The organism is Sorangium sp. So ce302 (assembly GCF_051530145.1).
Taxonomy (GTDB): Bacteria; Myxococcota_A; Polyangia; order Polyangiales; family Polyangiaceae; genus Sorangium; species Sorangium cellulosum_B.
This window is the reverse complement of record NZ_CP150326.1, coordinates 11,299,001-11,315,543: the sequence shown is the minus strand read 5'-3', so window position 1 is coordinate 11,315,543 and position 16,543 is coordinate 11,299,001. Positions and strand designations below refer to the sequence as shown.

Below are 16,543 nucleotides of genomic sequence, written 5' to 3'. Positions count from 1 at the left end.
CGGGCGGCGCGGTGTTTGGCGGGAGCCGTGTGTGCGCGCCGGTTGTATGGCTGAGCCCCCTCGGGGCGGCACACGGGCTCGGCCGCTCCGGGGTCGCCGACGGCCTCGATGTCCCCCCCGGCCGACCGGCGCCAGCGCTTTGCGGCATGTCGTCCTCGTGAGTCTGCCCAAGGAGATGCGCGCTCCCTCCCCGTACACGATCACCGGGACCCTCCACGAGGGCGGAAGAACCCGCCTGCTTCGCGCGGTCCGGAGCGCCGATGGCCGCCCGGTGATCTTGAAGGTCATCGACCCGAGGAGCGGCTGCTCGCAGGACATCGAGCGCCTCCGGCGCGAGTACACGATGGGCAAGGGTCTCCGCCACGAGGCCTTCGTCGAACCGCTCGCCCTCGAGACGTTCGAGGGGCTGCCGGCGCTCGTCATGGAGGATTTCGGCGGCGAGTCGCTCGATCACCTCCTCCTCATCGACGCGCCCATGAGCGCCGGGCGGTTCCTCGATCTCGCGGTACGTCTCGTCACCTGCGTGGCGGAGCTCCACCAGCGGGACATCCTCCACAAGGATCTCAAGCCCCAGAACATCCTCGTCAACGCGACCACGGGCGAGGTGAAGCTCGCCGACTTCGGCCTTGCCTCCCGCCTCCCCCGCGAGCAGCCCCCGGTCGGGACTCCCCGGCTCATCGAAGGCTCCTTGCCGTACCTGTCTCCGGAGCAGACGGGGCGAATGAATCGGGCGATCGACAGCCGCGCAGATCTCTATGCGGTCGGCGTCACCTTCTACCAGATGCTCACGGGGCGCCTGCCGTTCGAGGCGCGGGATCCGCTCGAGTGGGTGCACTGCCACGTCGCCCTCGCCCCGCCGCCGCCCTCCGCGATCGTCCCCGGGGTGTCCGAGGTCCTCTCGGCGATCGTCCTGAAGCTCCTCGCCAAGATGGCGGAGGATCGCTACCAGACCGCCCGCGGCCTCAGGCACGACCTCGAGCGGTGCCTGTCGCAGCACCGGGCGTGTGGCAGGATCGAGCCGTTCTCCCTGGGCGAGCGCGACATCTCCGGCCGCGTCCAGCTCCCGCAGAAGCTCTATGGCCGCGAGCGCGAGGTGAGCGCCTTGCGGCGCACGTTCGAGCGCGTCGTGGACACGGGGGTCCCCGAGCTCGTCCTGGTCTCTGGCTATTCCGGCAGCGGAAAGTCGGCCCTCGTTCACGAGCTCTACAAACCGATCGTCCGGGAACGAGCCCTGTTTCTTTCGGGGAAGTTCGAACGATCCAGACGCGGCATCCCTCACTTCACGCTCGTCCAGGCCTTCCGGGATGTCGTGTGCGAGATCCTCGCCGAGCCCGAGGACCGGATCGCGGCCTTCCGGCAGCGGCTGCTCGACGCGCTCGGGCCCAACGGACAGCTCATCGTGGACGTCATCCCGCAGGTCGAGCTCGTCATCGGCCGGCAACCGCAGGTCCCTGAGCTCCCGCTGGCCGAGGCGCAGCACCGGTTTCGCGTCGTGTTCCGGAGGTTCATCGGGGCGTTTGCCCGGAAGGAGCACCCGCTCGTGCTCTTCCTCGACGATCTCCAGTGGACCAACCCCGCGAGCCTCGGGCTCCTTCATGATCTGATGACCCACCCCGAGACGCGCCACCTCCTCGTCGTCGGCGCGTACCGCGACAACGAGGTGACGCCCTCGCACCCGCTCATGATGGCGTTCGACAAGGTGCGAAAGGACGGCGCGCGCGTCTCGGACATCGTGCTCGGCCCGCTCTCCCGGGAGCACCTCGGCGCGCTCGTCGGCGACGCGCTCCGCTGCCGCAGCGAGGACGCCGCGCAGCTCTCGGCCCTCGTCCACGAGAAGACGGCCGGCAACCCCTTCTTCGCGATCCAGTTCCTCACCGCGCTGCACGAGGAGCGGCTCATCGAGCTCGACGAGCGCGCCGAGAGCTTCCAATGGGACGTCGCGAAGATCCGCGAAAAGGGCTTCACGGACAACGTGATCGACCTGATGGTCGGCAAGCTCGTGCGGCTCCCTCCGGGCGCCCAGGAGGCGCTGAAGCACCTCGCCTGTCTCGGGAGCACCGCCGGCGTCGACCGCCTCGCGATGGTCCGCGGCAGCTCGGTGGAGGAGACGCACGCGGACCTCTGGGATGCCGTCCGCGTGGGGCTGGTCCTGCGCAGGGACGCCTCGTACAGGTTCGTCCATGACCGGGTCCAGGAGGCCGCCTATTCGCTCATCCCCGAAGGCGAGCGGCCGGCGATGCACCTCGGGATCGGCCGGCTGCTCGCGTCGCGCGCGGCGCCGGAGGCGCTCGAGGAGAAGATCTTCGAGATCGTCAATCAGCTCGACCGAGGCGCTCCGCTGATCACATCACGGGCGGAGCGCGAGCGGGTGGCTGAGCTCAACCTCATCGCGGGCAAGCGCGCCAGGGGGTCGAACGCCTGCGCCCTGGCGCTGAGGTATCTGGTCGCCGGCAGGGCGCTGCTCCCGGAGGATCGCTGGGAGCGACGGTACGAGCTCACCTTCGAGCTCGAGCTCCATCGGGCCGAGTGCGAGTACCTCACCGGCGATCTCTCGGCGGCCGAGGAGCGGCTCTCGGCGCTCTCGCGCCGCGCCGCGAGCCTCGTCGATCTGGCCGCCGTCACGTGCGCGCGCCTCGGCCTCTACACGACCATGGACCGCAGCGATCGCGGCGTCGACGTCGGCCTCGACTACCTCCGCCGCGTCGGCGTCACGTGGTCGCCGCACCCCACGGACGAGGAGGTACGGAAGGAATACGAGCGAGTCTGGGAGCTGCTCGGGAGCCGTTCGGTCGAGGACCTCATCGACTCACCCCGGATGACGGACCCGGAGTGCCGCGCGACCCTCGAGGTCCTGACCCACGCGCAGTCGCCGGCGCTGTTCACCGACGCGAACCTGAATTGCCTCGTCGTGACGCGCATGACGACCCTCAGCCTCGAGCGCGGCAACTGCGATGCGTCGTGCCTCGCCTACACCTGGTTCGGCATGCTCCTCGGGCCGCGCTTCGGCGATTACCGCATGGCCTACCGGTTCGCCAGGCTCGGCCTCGAGCTCCTGGAGCGCCGCGGGGCCCTGCGCTTCAAATCCCGCGTCTACCTGGGCTTCGGGCACCGGGTCAACCCGTGGGTGAGGCACATGCGCGCCGGCGTCGAGCTCCTGCGACGGGGCTTCGAGGCGGGGCAGGAGACCGGGGACATCACGTATGCGTCGTACAACAAGAACTGCCTGATCACGATCCTCCTCGCCGCGGGAGAGCCCCTCGGCGAGGTGCAGCGCGAGGCCGAGCGCGCGCTCGACTTCGTGCGGCGGGCGCGGTTCGGCCTCGAGGTCGACATCGTCACCGCGCAGCTCAGGCTCATCCGGGCCCTCCGGGGCCTCTTGCCCGATCTCTCCTCGTTCAGCGACGCCGACTTCGACGAGCGCCGGTTCGAGCAGCGCCTGGAGGGCGATCCGCGCCTCGCGATCGCCACCTGCTGGTACTGGATACGCAAGCTGCAAGCGCGCTTCCTCGCGGGCGACCTCGACGGCTCGCTCGAGGCCGCGGAGAAGGCGCGGCCGCTCCTCTGGACGTCGGGCTCGTTCTTCGAGGTGGCCGAGTACCATTTCTATGGAGCGCTCGTGCGGGCGGCGCGCTGCCGCGCGGCGGACGCCGCCGAGCGGCGCCGGCACCTCGAGGCGCTCGCCGCCCACCAGCGGCAGATCGACACCTGGGCGGAGAGCTGCAGCGAGAACTTCGGCGACCGGGCGGCGCTGATCGGCGCCGAGATCGCGCGTCTCCGCGGCGCATGGGACGACGCTGCCCAGCTCTACGAGCAGGCGATTCGCTCGGCGCGCGCGAGCGGCTTCGTGCACAACGAGGCGCTGGCCTACGAGATCGCGTCGGGGTTCTACCGGGAGCGAGGGTTCGAGTTGATCGCCGACACCTACCTCCGCGAGGCCCGCGCCTGCTATGTCCGCTGGGGGGCGGACGGCAAGGTCCGGCACATCGATCAGCGGAATCCGCGTTTCTGGGACGCGAGGCCGCTCGCCCCGACCGCCTCCTTCGCGGCGCGGTTCGAGCAGCTCGACCAGCTCTCGGTGGTCAAGGCGTCGCAGACCATCTCGAGCGAGATCGTCCTCGACAAGCTCCTGCGGACGCTGCTCACGGTCGTCCTCGAGCAGGGCGGCGCGCAGCGAGCCTGTCTCGTCCTGCACCAGGACGAGCGCCTCTCCATCGGAGCCGAGGCCATCCTGGAGGAGAGCGGGGAGGTGAGGACCGTCCTCCCGCGCTCCGGGGAGGGCGCTTCACAGCGCGTCCCCATGACGCTCGTCCGCTACGTGCAACGGACGAAGGAGCGCGTCATCCTGAGCCCTACCGAGGCTCTCGCCGGCAAGTTCTCCGGCGACGAGTACTTCGCGCGGCGCAAGCCCAGGTCGGCCCTCTGCATGCCCATCCTGAGGCAGGCGGAGGTGGCGGGCCTGCTCTATCTGGAGAACGACCTCCTCGCCGGCGCGTTCCCGCCGGAGCGGCTCGCCGCCCTGTCGCTGCTCGCCGCGCAGGCCGCGATCTCCCTGGAGAACGCGCGGCTCCTCTCCAAGGAGCAGGCCGCGAGGACCGGGGCCGAGGCGGCGGAGCGGCGCGCGGCCTTCCTGGCCGAGGCCGGGGAGATCCTCTCCGGTTCGCTCGATTACGAGGAGACGCTGGCGCGCGTCGCGCGGCTCGCGGTGCAATCGCTCTGCGACTGGTGCATCACCGATGTCGCCGAAGGCGAGCAGATCCGGCGAAGCATCTGGGCGCACAGGGATTCCGCCAAGGAGTCGCTGCTCGAGCAGCTGCGGCGTCGGTATTCTCCTGCCCTGGATTCGCCCCATCCGGCGGCCAGGGCGCTGCGGTGTGGTGAGCCGTTGCTGGTCTCCGGGTGCTCCGAGGAAGAGCTCCGGCAATACTGCGAGGACGACGAGCATGCGAGGCTCATCCGCGAGCTCGGGGTGCAGAGCCTCATCGCGGTGCCGCTCATGGCGCGGGGGCGGCCGATCGGGGCGCTGAGCGTCATCTCGTCCGCGCCGGGGCGCTGCTACGGGGAGGCCGACCTGGAGATCGTCCAGCACGTGGCGCACAGGGCTGCGCTCGCGATCGACAATGCGCGGCTGTACCGCGCTACCCAGGAGGCCATCCGCATGCGGGACGAGTTCCTCACCGTGGCGACGCACGAGCTCAACACGCCGATGACGTCGCTCACGCTCTCGCTCGAGGCCATGGATAGGAGCCTTCGCTCGGGTCGGCCCTGCGATCCGCCGGCGATGGGCAGGCAGGTCGAGCGCGCGCTGCGGCAGGCGATGCGCCTCGCCCGCCTGAACCGCGAGCTCGTCGAGGTCTCGAGGATCGACACGGATCGGGCCTCGCTCGACCTGGCGGAGGTCGACCTCGGCGGGGTCGTGCGCGACGTGATCGCGCGGTTCGAGCTGGATCTGGCGCGCGCCGGGTGCTCGGTCTCGCTGAGGATCAGCGGCCGCAACGTGGGCTCCTGGGATCGCTCCCGCGTCGACCAGATCGTCACGAACCTCGTCGCCAACGCGATCAAGTTCGGCCCGGGCAAGCCCATCGAGATCGTCCTCGGCGAGGAGGCCGGGACGACGCGGCTCTCGGTGAAGGATCACGGCATCGGCGTCGACCCGGCGCGCCAGGAGCGGATCTTCGATCGCTTCGAGCGCGCCGTGTCCGACCGGCACTACGGCGGGCTGGGGCTCGGCCTGTACATCAGCCGCCAGATCGCGCAGGCGCACGGCGGCTCGATCCGTGTCGAGAGCGCGCCCGGCGCCGGCGCCACGTTCACCGTCGAGCTCCCCGGCGCCGGACCGCCGGTGTCGCTGCGCGCGCCGGTCTTCTCGAACGATTCGATAGGATCGTGCGCCTCCCCAGGAGGCAGCGCAGGCAGTGATGGTTTTGGATCGTTCAATTCGTCATAGCGCTCCTCTTCTTCTTCGCGCGACCGACTCGCCAGCGGTGGTGAGAGCACCAGCCTTCGCTCTTCGGATGGACTCCCCCTTCGTTCCACGGGCCGTCACGGCATCCGGCGATGTTTCCCGGGTTGACGCTACACGCCGTTCGCCCGATAGCTTTCGCATGCGTTCGGGGAACATCCAGGCCCTGCTCGGAGTCGGGCCGCGGTGGTGAGGTATCCCCCCCTGGGCGCGCGCGTGCTCGTGTTGGCGGCGCTCGCCGCCTGCCGTGACGGCTCGGGTACGCCGGGCGCCGGGCCGGCGCCCGACGCGGGTGTTGCGGCGCAGGGGCCCTCCGTTGCGCCCACCGCGAGCGCGTTGTCGCTGGACGCGGGGGTGGCGGACGCAGCAGCGGCAGATGCGGCAGCGGTGGATGCGGCAGCTCCGGACGCCGCCGCGCCAGACGCGGCAGCTCCAGACGCCGCCGCGCTGGGCGCAGGCTGCACGCTGCGCCGAGGGCCGCTCTCGCTCTCGCTCCGCGGGCCGGCGCTGCTGTGGTCTCCCGACGAGGCGGAGCGCGCTGACTTCCGGGTGATCTTCAACCGCGACGGCGTGGCGCAGCACGTCGCGCCGTCGTTCGGCGGGCTCACCGCGCCAGGCTCTCCGCCCGCGGAGGCCGCGCCCGACGCCGGGGATGGCAGCGGCGAGCCAGCGCGCGCCTCGTGGCCGGCGTGCGCGGTGGCCTCCCGGTTCGTGTACTGCATGGATCACGGCGGCACCATCCGGAGGACCCTGCTCGGCGGCGGCGAGGGGCCGCCCATCGGCGCCGGGCGCCGCGGCACGGGGATCTCCGCCGTCGCGCTGCCCGGCGGGCACACGCTGCTCGCCTTTCTCTCGGATCGGAAGACGAGCGAGGGCGCCGTGACGCAGGCGTTCGCGGTGCTCGACGACGGGGCCGCCGTGCCGCTCTCCGAGGAGGGCAGCGGCGCCACCTTCGTCGCGCTGTCGCCCTGGAAGGGAGGCGCGCTGGCGATGTACATCGACGCGCGGTCGGCGCTGACGCCGGTGCACGCCCGCACGCTGGGGCTCACGGCGGAAGGCAAGCTCGAGCTCGGCCCTGACGCTGTCGTCTTCGTCGGCGACGCGGGGGAATCGCGGATGGGCGGCGCGCTCGCCATCGGCGCCGCCGGGCCTGCGTACCTGCTCCTGCCGGCGGCGAAGGACATCTCGGCGTTCGGCATGGCGGCGATCCGCGTGGACGAGGCGCCGCGCGACGACATGCCCGCGGTCTGGTCGCTCTACCCGAACGGGCTCAGCCCCGCGCCGATCGCGGCCACGCAGGGCGTCTCGCCGATCCACGTGGCCCGGGTCCGGCCGGTCTCGCGCGAGCCCGGGGCGCGCCACGCGCTCGAGCTCGGGCAGCTCGACGGCGAAGGGCGGTTTCACGCGCGCTGCGTCGCGGTGGAGGGCAAGTCGTTCAAGCACGTGGCGATCGAGGCGGATCGCGGCGGTTCGCTGTGGATCGCGTACACGACGGCGGCCGGCACCTTCATCGAGCAGCGCGCCGCGGGGCCGTGATAAGCCAATCGCGTGGATTCGCGAATCCATCCCTATCGTAAATCTTAAGGAGTCGAGATGAAGCTAGGTTATCTGCCCAGGGGCATTTCATTGCCGCTCGCGTCGCTGATCGCGCTCGGCGTCGCTGGCTGCAGCGACGGCGGCGGCGGTGACGCCGGCAGCGCGGAGAGCGCCTCGTCCGCCGCCGGCGGGCCGGGGGGCGCGGGCGCGGTCGGCGCCAGCACCGGCACAGGCGCAGGGGGCGGGGACGGCGTCACGACGGGCGCGGGCGCTGGTCCGGGCAGCTCCACGACGGCCGGCTCCACCTCCTCGACGAGCGGCGGCGGCGATCCCAGCGCCACGAGCACCGGCGCGACCACCTCGACGGGAACGGGCAGCGAGCCGGTGAGCTGCGACTATCCCGCGGAGTACGCGAACGGATCCATCACCTTCTACACGCTCGACATGGGCTCGACCGAGGTGAACTGCAGCTACCCGATCGTCGGGCGCAACCCGGACGTCGTCGGGCACGTCCCGTTCGGCGGAGGTCAGTACTTCGCCGCCATGAACACCGCCGACTACGACGCGGCGGCGATGTGCGGCGCGTGCGTCGAGGTCTCCCGGGACGACGGGCGCAAGGTGCAGGCCATGGTCGTGGACCAGTGCCCGATCGCCACGAACCCGAAGTGCACGGCGGGCCACATCGATCTCAGCAAGAGCGCTTTTCTCAAGATCGGCGAAGAGCGCGAGGGGTATCTGGGGACCACCCACGGCGGCGCGGCGGGGAAGATCTCCTGGCGGTACATCCCCTGTCCGACGACGAGCGCCGTCTCCTTCCGCCTCAAGGACGCGAGCAACAAGTACTGGAACGAGATCCTCGTCGAGGGGCATGCGCACCCGATCGAGAAGCTGGAGGTGGAGATCAACGGCACGTGGCAGACGGCCACGCGGCAGTCGTACAACTATTTCGTCGTCGGCGACGGGAACATGGGGAATGCGCCCTATCACGTCCGCGCCACCGACATCAACGGTTCCACCGTGGAAGCGATGCTGGACCTCAAGGCCGGAAACCAGCCCGCGAGCGGGCAGTTCGCCGCCTGCAACTGAGACCGAGGCCTGCGCCCCCTGCTCGAGGGCGGCCGCCCGGAGGCCCGGTGGTGGACGCGCCCCTCGCCCGCCGCGGTCGAGCTCCCACGGGCGCCGCGGCCGCGCCGGGCTGCGGGGAAGCGCGCTCGCCAGCCGGCTGGTCCCGGGGCCAGCTGGTAGGATGGCCGCCCCCCTGCGGTCGGGACGCGCCGCCGGGATCTCCAGGAGAACACCGTGCAAGACCCTCGCCCCGCTCCGTCGCTGCTCACCGTCGACGACTTCGAGCGCGCAGCGCGCGCCCGGCTGTCGAAGATGGCCTATGACTACTACCGATCAGGCGCCGACGAGGGCCGCACGCTCCGCGAGAACCGGCGCGCATTCCGCCGCCTCGAGATCCATTACCGCGTCCTCGTCGACGTGGCCGAGCGGGACATGAGCACGACGGTGCTCGGCACGAGGGTGCCGTTCCCCATCCTCGTGGCGCCGACGGCGTATCAGCGCCTCGCGCACCCCGACGGTGAGATCGCCTCCTCGCGGGCGGCCTCCGAGCTCGGCACCATCTTCACGCTCTCCACCCTCTCGACGACGAGCCTCGAGGCGGTGGCGGGCTCGTCTCCAGGGCCGAAGTGGTTCCAGCTCTACGTCCACAAGGATCGCGGCCTCACGCGCGCCCTCGTCGAGCGGGCCGAGTCCTCCGGCTACCGGGCGCTGATGCTGACCGTCGACACACCGGTCCTCGGCCGCCGGATAGCGGACGTGCGCAACGGCTTCGCGCTGCCCGAGGGGCTCGTGATGGCGAACCTCGTCGACGCCACGGCGGCCGCGCCGGCCGAGGAGCGGGGCTCTCTGCTCGCGTCCTACGTCGCCTCCCGGCATGACGCCTCGCTGACGTGGCGCGACGTCGGGTGGCTCGCCTCGCTCACGAGGCTCCCTATTCTGCTCAAGGGCATCGTCAGGCCGGACGACGCGGTCCGCGCGCTCGAGGCGGGCGCCGCCGGCGTCGTCGTCTCCAACCACGGCGCGCGGCAGCTCGACGGCGCCCCCGCGACGATCGAGGCCCTCCCGGCGATCGCGTCGGCGATCGCCGGGAGGTGCCCGGTGCTGATGGACGGCGGTATCCGGTGGGGTACCGACGTGCTGAAGGCGATCGCGCTCGGCGCCCGCGCGGTGCTGGTCGGACGCCCGGTCCTGTGGGGGCTCGCCGCGCTCGGCGGCGAGGGCGTCGCGCGTGTGCTCGCGGGGTTGCGCGATGAGCTCTCGATCGCCATGGCGCTCGCCGGCTGTCCTACCCTGGCATCCATCGATCGCGACCTGATCCGACGAGCTCAGGCGCGATGATGGATGCCTGAGTCGCACGAGCGCGGAGTTTTCCAAGATCGGCGCTGTCCCGCGTGCGGCCAGGCGGCGGACGGCGACGATCGCGACGCGCACGTCGCTCACGTCGACGCATTGCTGCGCTCCGCTGAATCGAGGTGTCAAGGCGTCTTCGACGAAAGAAAAGGTGGCGGCCATTCAGCCTCACCCGTACACTCGGCCATCGTGAGCAGCGCAGTACCTGCGAGGGAGCGGTGGCGGAGGCTCTTTGCGCGAGGCGCTGGCGCCTCCGGGGGGGAGCCCGCGCCTGAGGGAGCGGACCCGGCCATGGGGATTCGGCTCCGGCGTTTTGCGGGGCCGGCGGCCTACCTCGATCAGATGTCGTCGCTCCGGATTGCCCACCTGACCGATCAGCATGTCGGTCGCGTGACGTCGGTGCGGGTGCAGCGCGCGGCCGTCGCGCTGACGAACCTGCAGCGGCCCGACCTCGTCGTGCTCACGGGCGATTTCGTGTGTCACAGCCAGCTCTACCTCGATCAGCTGGAAGAGGTGGTGCGCGGCTTCGAGGCGCCGGTGATCGCCGTGCTGGGGAATCACGATCACTGGTCGGGCGCCGACGCGGTGAAGCGCGCGCTCGAGCGGGGCGGCGCCGCGGTGCTCTGCAACGCGAGCACGGTGATCACGCTGGGCCATGAGCGGCTCCAGGTGGTGGGGCTCGACGACGCGTATACGGGCCACGCGTCGCTCGAGAAGGCGGTGAAGGGGATGCGGCGCGACCTGCCGACGCTGGGCCTCTCGCACATCGCCGAGGAGGCGGACGGGCTCTGGCGCCATGGCATCCCGCTTGTGCTGTCGGGCCACACGCACGCGGGCCAGGTGACGGTCGCGCGCCTGAACGAGCTCTCGATCGGCAAGATCGCGGGGCACCGGTACATTCACGGGCTCTACGGCACGCGCAAGCGGGGGGAGCCTGGCCAGGGGGCGGTCTACGTCGGGGCGGGGATCGGCGCGGCGGTGATGCCGTTGCGCCTCGGCGAGCGGGGCCAGCGGGAGGTGGCGATCTTCGAGCTCGGCAGCGAGCCGGGGTCGTTCGACGAGCACCACGCGGAGCAGGAGCCGCACCTGGGGCGCAAGCCGTCTCCGGAGCTCATGGCGAGCCGCGCGGCGAAGGTGGCGAGGAACCGGGAGCGGCGGGCGCGGGGGCACCGGCACGGCGAGGGGAGCGTCGGCGGCGGAGAGCCGTAGCGCTGCAGCGCCCAAGGCCGTCTCTGCTTGCGCAGGTCAGAGATCCGTCTTCGCGCCTTTGCGTCTTTGCGTCTTTGCGTTGAAATCTCTCCCTGGATCCCTGGCCGGACTCCTGGTGAGTAGAATTAGTAGCGAAAGCCCAGGGCTCCCGAGGGCCCCCAGAGGATCGCCGAGGCGAGATCGACGTTCATCCGAGCCTCGAGGTAGATCGCGTGCTGATCGAGGGTGACGAGGTCGTAGCTCAGGTGCCCGCTGAACCCGAACGCCGTGGAGGTCATGGACGACGTTGACGTCGCGCGGGTCACCGCGAGCAGGAGCAGGCCCGCGCCTCCGCCGAGCCGGAAATCGCCGAGGTGGGTCTCCACCGCGAAGCTCGGGCGGAACATGCGCGCGGGGAGGCCGAACTCGGTGACGCCGACGAAGCCCTCGAACCCTCCCCAGAGCGCGACGTGCTCGAGCGTGCCCCCGGCGGCGGCGCCGAAGCTCGCTCCATAGATGGCGAGGGAATAGAAGCTTTGCCACGAGCCCCCGGCGTGGAGCTTGACGCCGAAGCCGCGCTTCCACCCCTCCGGGCCCTCGGGTGCGAGCGCACCAGGCGGCGCGGTCGACGGCGCCTGTGCGGTCGTGGGCGTCGCGGGCGGCGGCGAGGGGAGGGGCGCCAGAGCGGGCGGCCCCGGAGGAGGCTGCGGCTCCTGCGCGCTGGCGAGGGCGGGGGCGAGGAGCCCGGAGAGCACGGCCGCGCCGCCCCATCGCCGCCTCGACGAGCGGATACGCCGCCTCATCGACATACCACCGGGCGCGCGACGCCTGCGCTCCCCCCCTCGGCGAGCTTCATGCGCGCGGCCGCCTGCTCGCAGACGTTGCTCGCGACGAGGTCGCCGCACTCCCTGTCCTGGATGCACCGGCTCTCGTCGGCCGTGAGCCACAGCTCCTCGTTCCCGTTACAGCCGACGTTCTGCTGGCAGAGCGCGGGAGTCGCGGCGAACGACGGACAGCACTCCTCGAGATGCGCAGCCGCGTTTTCGCACAGGAACTCCTGCTCGCTGATGCCCATCCCGAGGGCGAGCGGCGCGAGCAGGAGGACGCACAGGATTCGACGGGCAGAGATCCAGGATCTCACGTTCAACCTCGCTGCAAAGCGTGAATGCGGCGCGACGGAGCCCGGCGCCCCGGGCGCCATGGCATCCTACCGCGAGCGCAGGCCCATGTCCTCGGCCCCGCCCCCCCCCGCACGCTCGAGGAACCCCGCGGGTCGGTCGATTCGCATTGACGCCCATCATGTGAACGTTCACATTGTCGGCCGCACGTCCTCCTTTGGCTTCGTCCGGTAGTGCACCGGGCCGCTCACGAACCTGACATGGTCACGCGAACGAGCCGTGATATCAAGGCAACGACGTTTCGCGTCCCCAGCCTCTACTGCCGGCGCCCTCGCCGGACTGGTGTAAAATGAGAATCTCTTTGATCGTGGTCCCTGCGATGATGGTCCTTCTCGCCTGCGGCTCCGATTCCGACCCGCCTGCGGACGATCAGGCCAGCTCCAGCACGACGAGCGCTGCGGGTTCGGGCGGGGGAGCCTCGACGGCCGCCAGCACGAGCGCCTCCAGCAGCGTGAGCTCCAGCAGCAGCAGCGGCGGGGCCGGCGGCAGCGGCGGGGCCGGCGGCAGCGGCGGGGCCGGCGGCAGCGGCGGCGAAGAAGAAAACCTGCTCGCCGCGGCCGACAGCATCGACGGCTTCCGCTGGGAGATGCCGTGCGACCGGGACCCGGGCAACAGCGACGAGTGTGCGTGTTCGGCGCTGGTCGACGAGAAGAAGACGTTCGGCGGCTCGCCCGACACGGTCTATCTGGTGACCGTCCGGCTCCGCGGCGTCGTCGAGCCGGAGACCTACAAGGGCGGCACGCCCGACGGCATGCACTTCCGCGTGGGCGGTACACCCGACAACGCGACGTACAACCGCTACAGCATCTCTGTCTCCGACCCGGCCGAGGTCTACTGGCTCAACGATAGCCCGACCGTCGGGCACGACACGTTCATCATCGACCACACGAAGACCATTCCGATCCGGGGCGGATCCACGGTGTCCTTCAAGGGCGAGGATCCGAATCACACCAGCATCGCCAACTTCAAGCATCTGGTCGTGGAAGGCGTCCCCCCGGCGCCCGAGCCGTACGTCGGTCAATTCATCCAGCTCGACGTGCAATCCGTCGAGAAGCAGCCGTGAACGCGCGCCGCGCCGCCCGCGCTCCTCGCGCTCGATCAGCCGCGGAGCGGGGCGGCGATCTCGCTCACTCGATCGGCGCGTCCGCGCACGCGCCCCGCGCGTCGACGGAGGTGCCGCTCGCTGCCGCCGTGCAAGCGTTGGCGTACGTCTGGCCGTCACAGCCGCACACGGGAGCGAGCTCCTTCGTGCAAACATCGGGCTTCTCCGCGCAGGTGCCGGACGCGTCCGCGCGCCCGCAGATCGCGGACGGCGCGTACTTGCAGTAGAGCCCCTCGCCGCACACGCGCGGCCCGCCGAGGGTGAAGCCGCCACAGCTCTCGCCGATCCCCACGATCGTGGGGCCGCACTCCCCCGCGCTCCTCACCGAGACGCCGGCCGTGGCCGCGACGCAGCCGTTGCTGTAGGTGCGGCCATCGCAGCCGCACACCGGATCGTAGTCCTGCGGGCACGCGTCGGGCATGAGCTCGCACGTGCCGCTCCGGTCGTACGCGCCGCAGTTCGCCTCGGGGGCGAAGTCGCAATATAGGCCCGCCGCGCAGCGTATGCCGGCGATGCCCCCGCACATGCCGCCGGGCCGCGCGAGGGTGAAGCGGCTCTCGTGCTCGAAATACGCCGGTGCTGTCGCCACGTCGCTCACCGCGAGCGCGCCCTCGGCGGCCCCGGTCTCCTCCGCATCCGCGACCTCGGCATCATCGGATGTCGCCGTGCAGGCGGCGAGCGTCACAGCGAACACTGCACCCAGAACATGTGTCATCTTCATGATCGTGAAAACTCCTCGTGAGGAAGCGCCCCGGCGCTCCGGGCGTCTCCTCGGCCATGCGCATCGCGCGCGAGCTGGGCAAAGCGTCGCTGTGCGATGTCGCCGTGTCCTCCAACTCGTCGAGCCCTGGCTCGACCTGGGGTGACAGTGCGTCGGCATGTCAGGACTCCAGCGCCTTGACGATCGCTCCCCTTCACGCCCCGCGGCGTCTGCGCTCATCGATCCGGTGTTTGCTCGCTTCCCGCGTTTGCCGTTTGTCGTTCATTGAGCGTCGATTGCCGATGAGCGCCTGCCGTCTGTCATCCACCGCTTCTCGTCCGTTGCCGTCTGCAATCGGTGTTCCCTTGGAGAAGAGATGAGCCCGCCCGCCGGGGAGCTTCGCGGCGTCGCGGGAGCGGGGAGCGGGGCGATCGCCAGGTCCGGGCGGGTCGGACGCCGAGAGGGCCGCGCGCTCCCTGTTTCCACCTCACATGCGGCGATGCGGCGTTCCGCCACACGGGGGTGCGGGCTGTAGGAGCCCATCCCCCGAAGCGGGGCAGTTTGCTACGTGGAGGGCGGCAGGGGCGCTGCGCCGGTGGCCGTCCGGGCAGCGACGATTGTGATGCTGACATAAACAGCTGACGCGCCGCGGGGTGGGGGGCGTCGAGGCAGCGACGCGCGGAGAAGCGCGGGAGAGCGCGGGGGACCACGCTCGCCGCGCGCGCTTTCGTGACAGCTCGGCTGCGACGCCCCTTGCTTTTGCTGCACGAGGACGGCTAAGTCTGGTTTTGCTCGAATGGTCCGTGCCAACGACAAGACGGCGAACAACCGTACCCCTCGGGAGCTGAACCGCTCCCTCGTCCTCGACCTCGTGCAAGAGCACGGTCCGATCTCCCGCACGAACCTCGCGCGGTTGAGCGGGCTGACCAAGCCGACGGTCTCGGCCATCATCGAGGAGCTCCTCGACAGCGGCAGCGTCCGCGATGTCGGGACCGAATCGCGCGGCGGGCGCCCGGCGCGGCTCCTCGAGTTCAACGACGACAGCGCGGCCTTCCTCGGCATCGAGATCGGTGTCGAGAAGACGGCCGTGGCCGTGGCCGACGCCCGCGGGCGGCTGCGGGCGCGGCTGGAGCAGCCCACCGTCCTGCGCGATCCGCACCGGACGGTCCGCGATATCGTCGAGCTCTTGCCGAAGGTGCTGCAGCTGAGTGGGGTGCCGCGGAAGCGGCTGCGCGGCGCCTGCGCGGTCTTGCCTGGGCTCATCGAGCGGCCGAGCGGCGTCTGCGTGCTTGCGCCCAACCTGGGCTGGGAGCGGTTCCCTGTGCGCGCGGAGCTCAGCCGCGCGCTTCGCATGCAGGTGCCTGTGTACAACCTGCCTCAGGCAGCGGCGGTGGCGGAAGGGGAGCTCGGCGCGGCGCGGGGGCAGGCGTCGTATGTGTGGATCTACGTCGGGCTCGGCGTCGGCGCGGGCCTCGTCGCCGATGGACGCCTGTTCTTCGGGATGCAGGGGTACAGCGGGGAGATCGGCCACTGCCGCGTTGCGGACGACGGCCCTCCTTGCGGCTGCGGGCGCCGCGGATGTCTGGAGACGTTCGCCTCGGTCATGGCGCTCCGGCGCGCCGCCGAGGCGGCGTCGGCGCGCTCACCCCAGCTCGCCGCGCTCGCTCGCCCGCACGCCGTCAGCGCCGTCGCGAGCGCGGCGCTCGCCGGCGACGAGAGCGCCCGCGCGATCTTCCACGAGGCGGGCACGCAGCTCGCGCGCGGCATCGCGGTCCTGCTGAACCTGCTCAACCCCCAGCTCATCGTGCTGGGCGGCGAGCTGCTGGCGGCGCCCGACATCCTCCTTGCCGGCGTGCGCGAGGAGCTGCCGCGCCACGCCGTCCGCGGCGCGGACGTGCCGGTCGTCGCCTCTCCGCTGGGCGACGAGGCCGGCGTGCTCGGCGCCCTCCTGCTCGCGCGCGAGGGCGCGGTTCGCTCGCTCCGCCTCGTGCCCGACGGCGTGCTCCAGGACAGCGCGCCGTAGGTGATCGGGTTCTAGGCGAGCGAGGCGCGCTCTCCGCGCGCCGGGTCGCCCTTCGGGTCGGGCGACCCGGACCGCCCCTCGGCGAGGAGCGGCGCGAACGCGTGGCGATCATGCCAGGTGAGGGCGCCGAGCAGGCCGAGGAGGACGACGGCGTTGATGCCGGCGCGGGGGTCCAGCAGAAGGTGGAACAGGGCGATGTTCACCACGACCGGCCATAACAGCGCGAGCGCGAGGGGGCGGCGGCGGTCGAGGAGGAGCAGGACCGCGGCGGCGATCTCGACGACCTTGACGGCGTGGATGTAGCCGCTGTCGACAAGCAGCTGGATGAACGGGTGGAGCGGCTCGGGGACCGGCACGATGCGCACGAATCCGTTGATGCCGCCGAGCAGGACGATGAGGCCGAGGGCGACGCGGGCTGCGCCGACAGCGCGGGGGGGCATGG

At 71.2% G+C, this 16,543-nt stretch carries 11 protein-coding genes; 7 read left to right on the top strand and 4 right to left on the bottom strand.

Going from position 1 to position 16,543, the window contains the following annotated elements; all coding sequences use genetic code 11:
* Positions 1 to 157 precede the first annotated feature (157 nt).
* From WME73_RS42820 to WME73_RS42800, 5 genes are all read left to right on the top strand, one after another.
* Positions 158 to 5,944, top strand: a complete 5,787-nt coding sequence (locus WME73_RS42820) for an AAA family ATPase (protein WP_437913340.1) — start codon at positions 158 to 160, stop codon at positions 5,942 to 5,944.
* 201 nt (positions 5,945 to 6,145) lie between these two features.
* Positions 6,146 to 7,495 (top strand): hypothetical protein, encoded by a 1,350-nt coding sequence (locus WME73_RS42815; RefSeq protein ID WP_437913339.1) that lies wholly within the window; start codon positions 6,146 to 6,148, stop codon positions 7,493 to 7,495.
* Positions 7,496 to 7,552: 57 nt separating this feature from the next.
* Positions 7,553 to 8,581, top strand: coding sequence for an expansin EXLX1 family cellulose-binding protein (locus WME73_RS42810; RefSeq protein ID WP_437913338.1), 1,029 nt, complete (start codon positions 7,553 to 7,555; stop codon positions 8,579 to 8,581).
* 213 nt (positions 8,582 to 8,794) lie between these two features.
* Complete coding sequence (locus tag WME73_RS42805) at positions 8,795 to 9,898, top strand: alpha-hydroxy acid oxidase (protein ID WP_437913337.1); 1,104 nt, start codon at positions 8,795 to 8,797, stop codon at positions 9,896 to 9,898.
* Between the two features lie 303 nt (positions 9,899 to 10,201).
* On the top strand, positions 10,202 to 11,119 hold the full coding sequence (locus tag WME73_RS42800; RefSeq protein ID WP_437742028.1) for a metallophosphoesterase: 918 nt from the start codon (positions 10,202 to 10,204) through the stop codon (positions 11,117 to 11,119).
* A gap of 125 nt (positions 11,120 to 11,244) precedes the next feature.
* On the opposite strand, the gene WME73_RS42795 is transcribed toward WME73_RS42800, so the two are convergent.
* Positions 11,245 to 11,901 (bottom strand): hypothetical protein, encoded by a 657-nt coding sequence (locus WME73_RS42795; RefSeq protein ID WP_437913336.1) that lies wholly within the window; start codon positions 11,899 to 11,901, stop codon positions 11,245 to 11,247.
* Positions 11,898 to 12,239: a hypothetical protein gene (locus WME73_RS42790; RefSeq protein ID WP_437853732.1), complete on the bottom strand. Its 342-nt coding sequence runs from the start codon at positions 12,237 to 12,239 to the stop codon at positions 11,898 to 11,900. The genes WME73_RS42795 and WME73_RS42790 overlap by 4 nt, the downstream gene beginning before the upstream one ends.
* 326 nt (positions 12,240 to 12,565) lie before the next feature.
* Between WME73_RS42790 and WME73_RS42785 the strand changes: the two genes are divergently transcribed.
* Entirely contained in the window at positions 12,566 to 13,339 is a 774-nt protein-coding gene (locus tag WME73_RS42785; RefSeq protein WP_437742025.1) for a hypothetical protein, read from the top strand.
* A gap of 64 nt (positions 13,340 to 13,403) precedes the next feature.
* Here the strand turns inward: WME73_RS42785 and WME73_RS42780 are convergent, their stop codons facing one another.
* Positions 13,404 to 14,099 (bottom strand): Kazal-type serine protease inhibitor domain-containing protein, encoded by a 696-nt coding sequence (locus WME73_RS42780; protein WP_437913335.1) that lies wholly within the window; start codon positions 14,097 to 14,099, stop codon positions 13,404 to 13,406.
* A 775-nt stretch (positions 14,100 to 14,874) separates the two neighbouring features.
* On the opposite strand from WME73_RS42780, the gene WME73_RS42775 reads away from it, so the two are divergent.
* Positions 14,875 to 16,101 carry an ROK family protein gene (locus WME73_RS42775; protein ID WP_437742023.1) on the top strand — a complete coding sequence of 409 codons (1,227 nt, stop codon included), beginning with the start codon at positions 14,875 to 14,877 and terminating at the stop codon, positions 16,099 to 16,101.
* A gap of 11 nt (positions 16,102 to 16,112) precedes the next feature.
* Here the strand turns inward: WME73_RS42775 and WME73_RS42770 are convergent, their stop codons facing one another.
* Complete coding sequence (locus WME73_RS42770) at positions 16,113 to 16,541, bottom strand: membrane spanning transport protein (RefSeq protein ID WP_437742022.1); 429 nt, start codon at positions 16,539 to 16,541, stop codon at positions 16,113 to 16,115.
* Positions 16,542 to 16,543 lie beyond the last annotated feature (2 nt).

Bases quoted from the DNA above. Each gene is read 5' to 3' on its own strand.
- WME73_RS42810 (WP_437913338.1), top strand. From the start codon at position 7,553: ATGAAGCTAGGTTATCTGCCCAGGGGCATTTCATTGCCGCTCGCGTCG.
- WME73_RS42800 (WP_437742028.1), top strand. From the start codon at position 10,202: ATGGGGATTCGGCTCCGGCGTTTTGCGGGGCCGGCGGCCTACCTCGAT.
- WME73_RS42795 (WP_437913336.1), bottom strand. From the start codon at position 11,901: ATGAGGCGGCGTATCCGCTCGTCGAGGCGGCGATGGGGCGGCGCGGCC.
- WME73_RS42785 (WP_437742025.1), top strand. From the start codon at position 12,566: ATGAGAATCTCTTTGATCGTGGTCCCTGCGATGATGGTCCTTCTCGCC.
- WME73_RS42780 (WP_437913335.1), bottom strand. From the start codon at position 14,099: ATGAAGATGACACATGTTCTGGGTGCAGTGTTCGCTGTGACGCTCGCC.
- WME73_RS42775 (WP_437742023.1), top strand. From the start codon at position 14,875: ATGGTCCGTGCCAACGACAAGACGGCGAACAACCGTACCCCTCGGGAG.
- WME73_RS42770 (WP_437742022.1), bottom strand. From the start codon at position 16,541: ATGCCCCCCCGCGCTGTCGGCGCAGCCCGCGTCGCCCTCGGCCTCATC.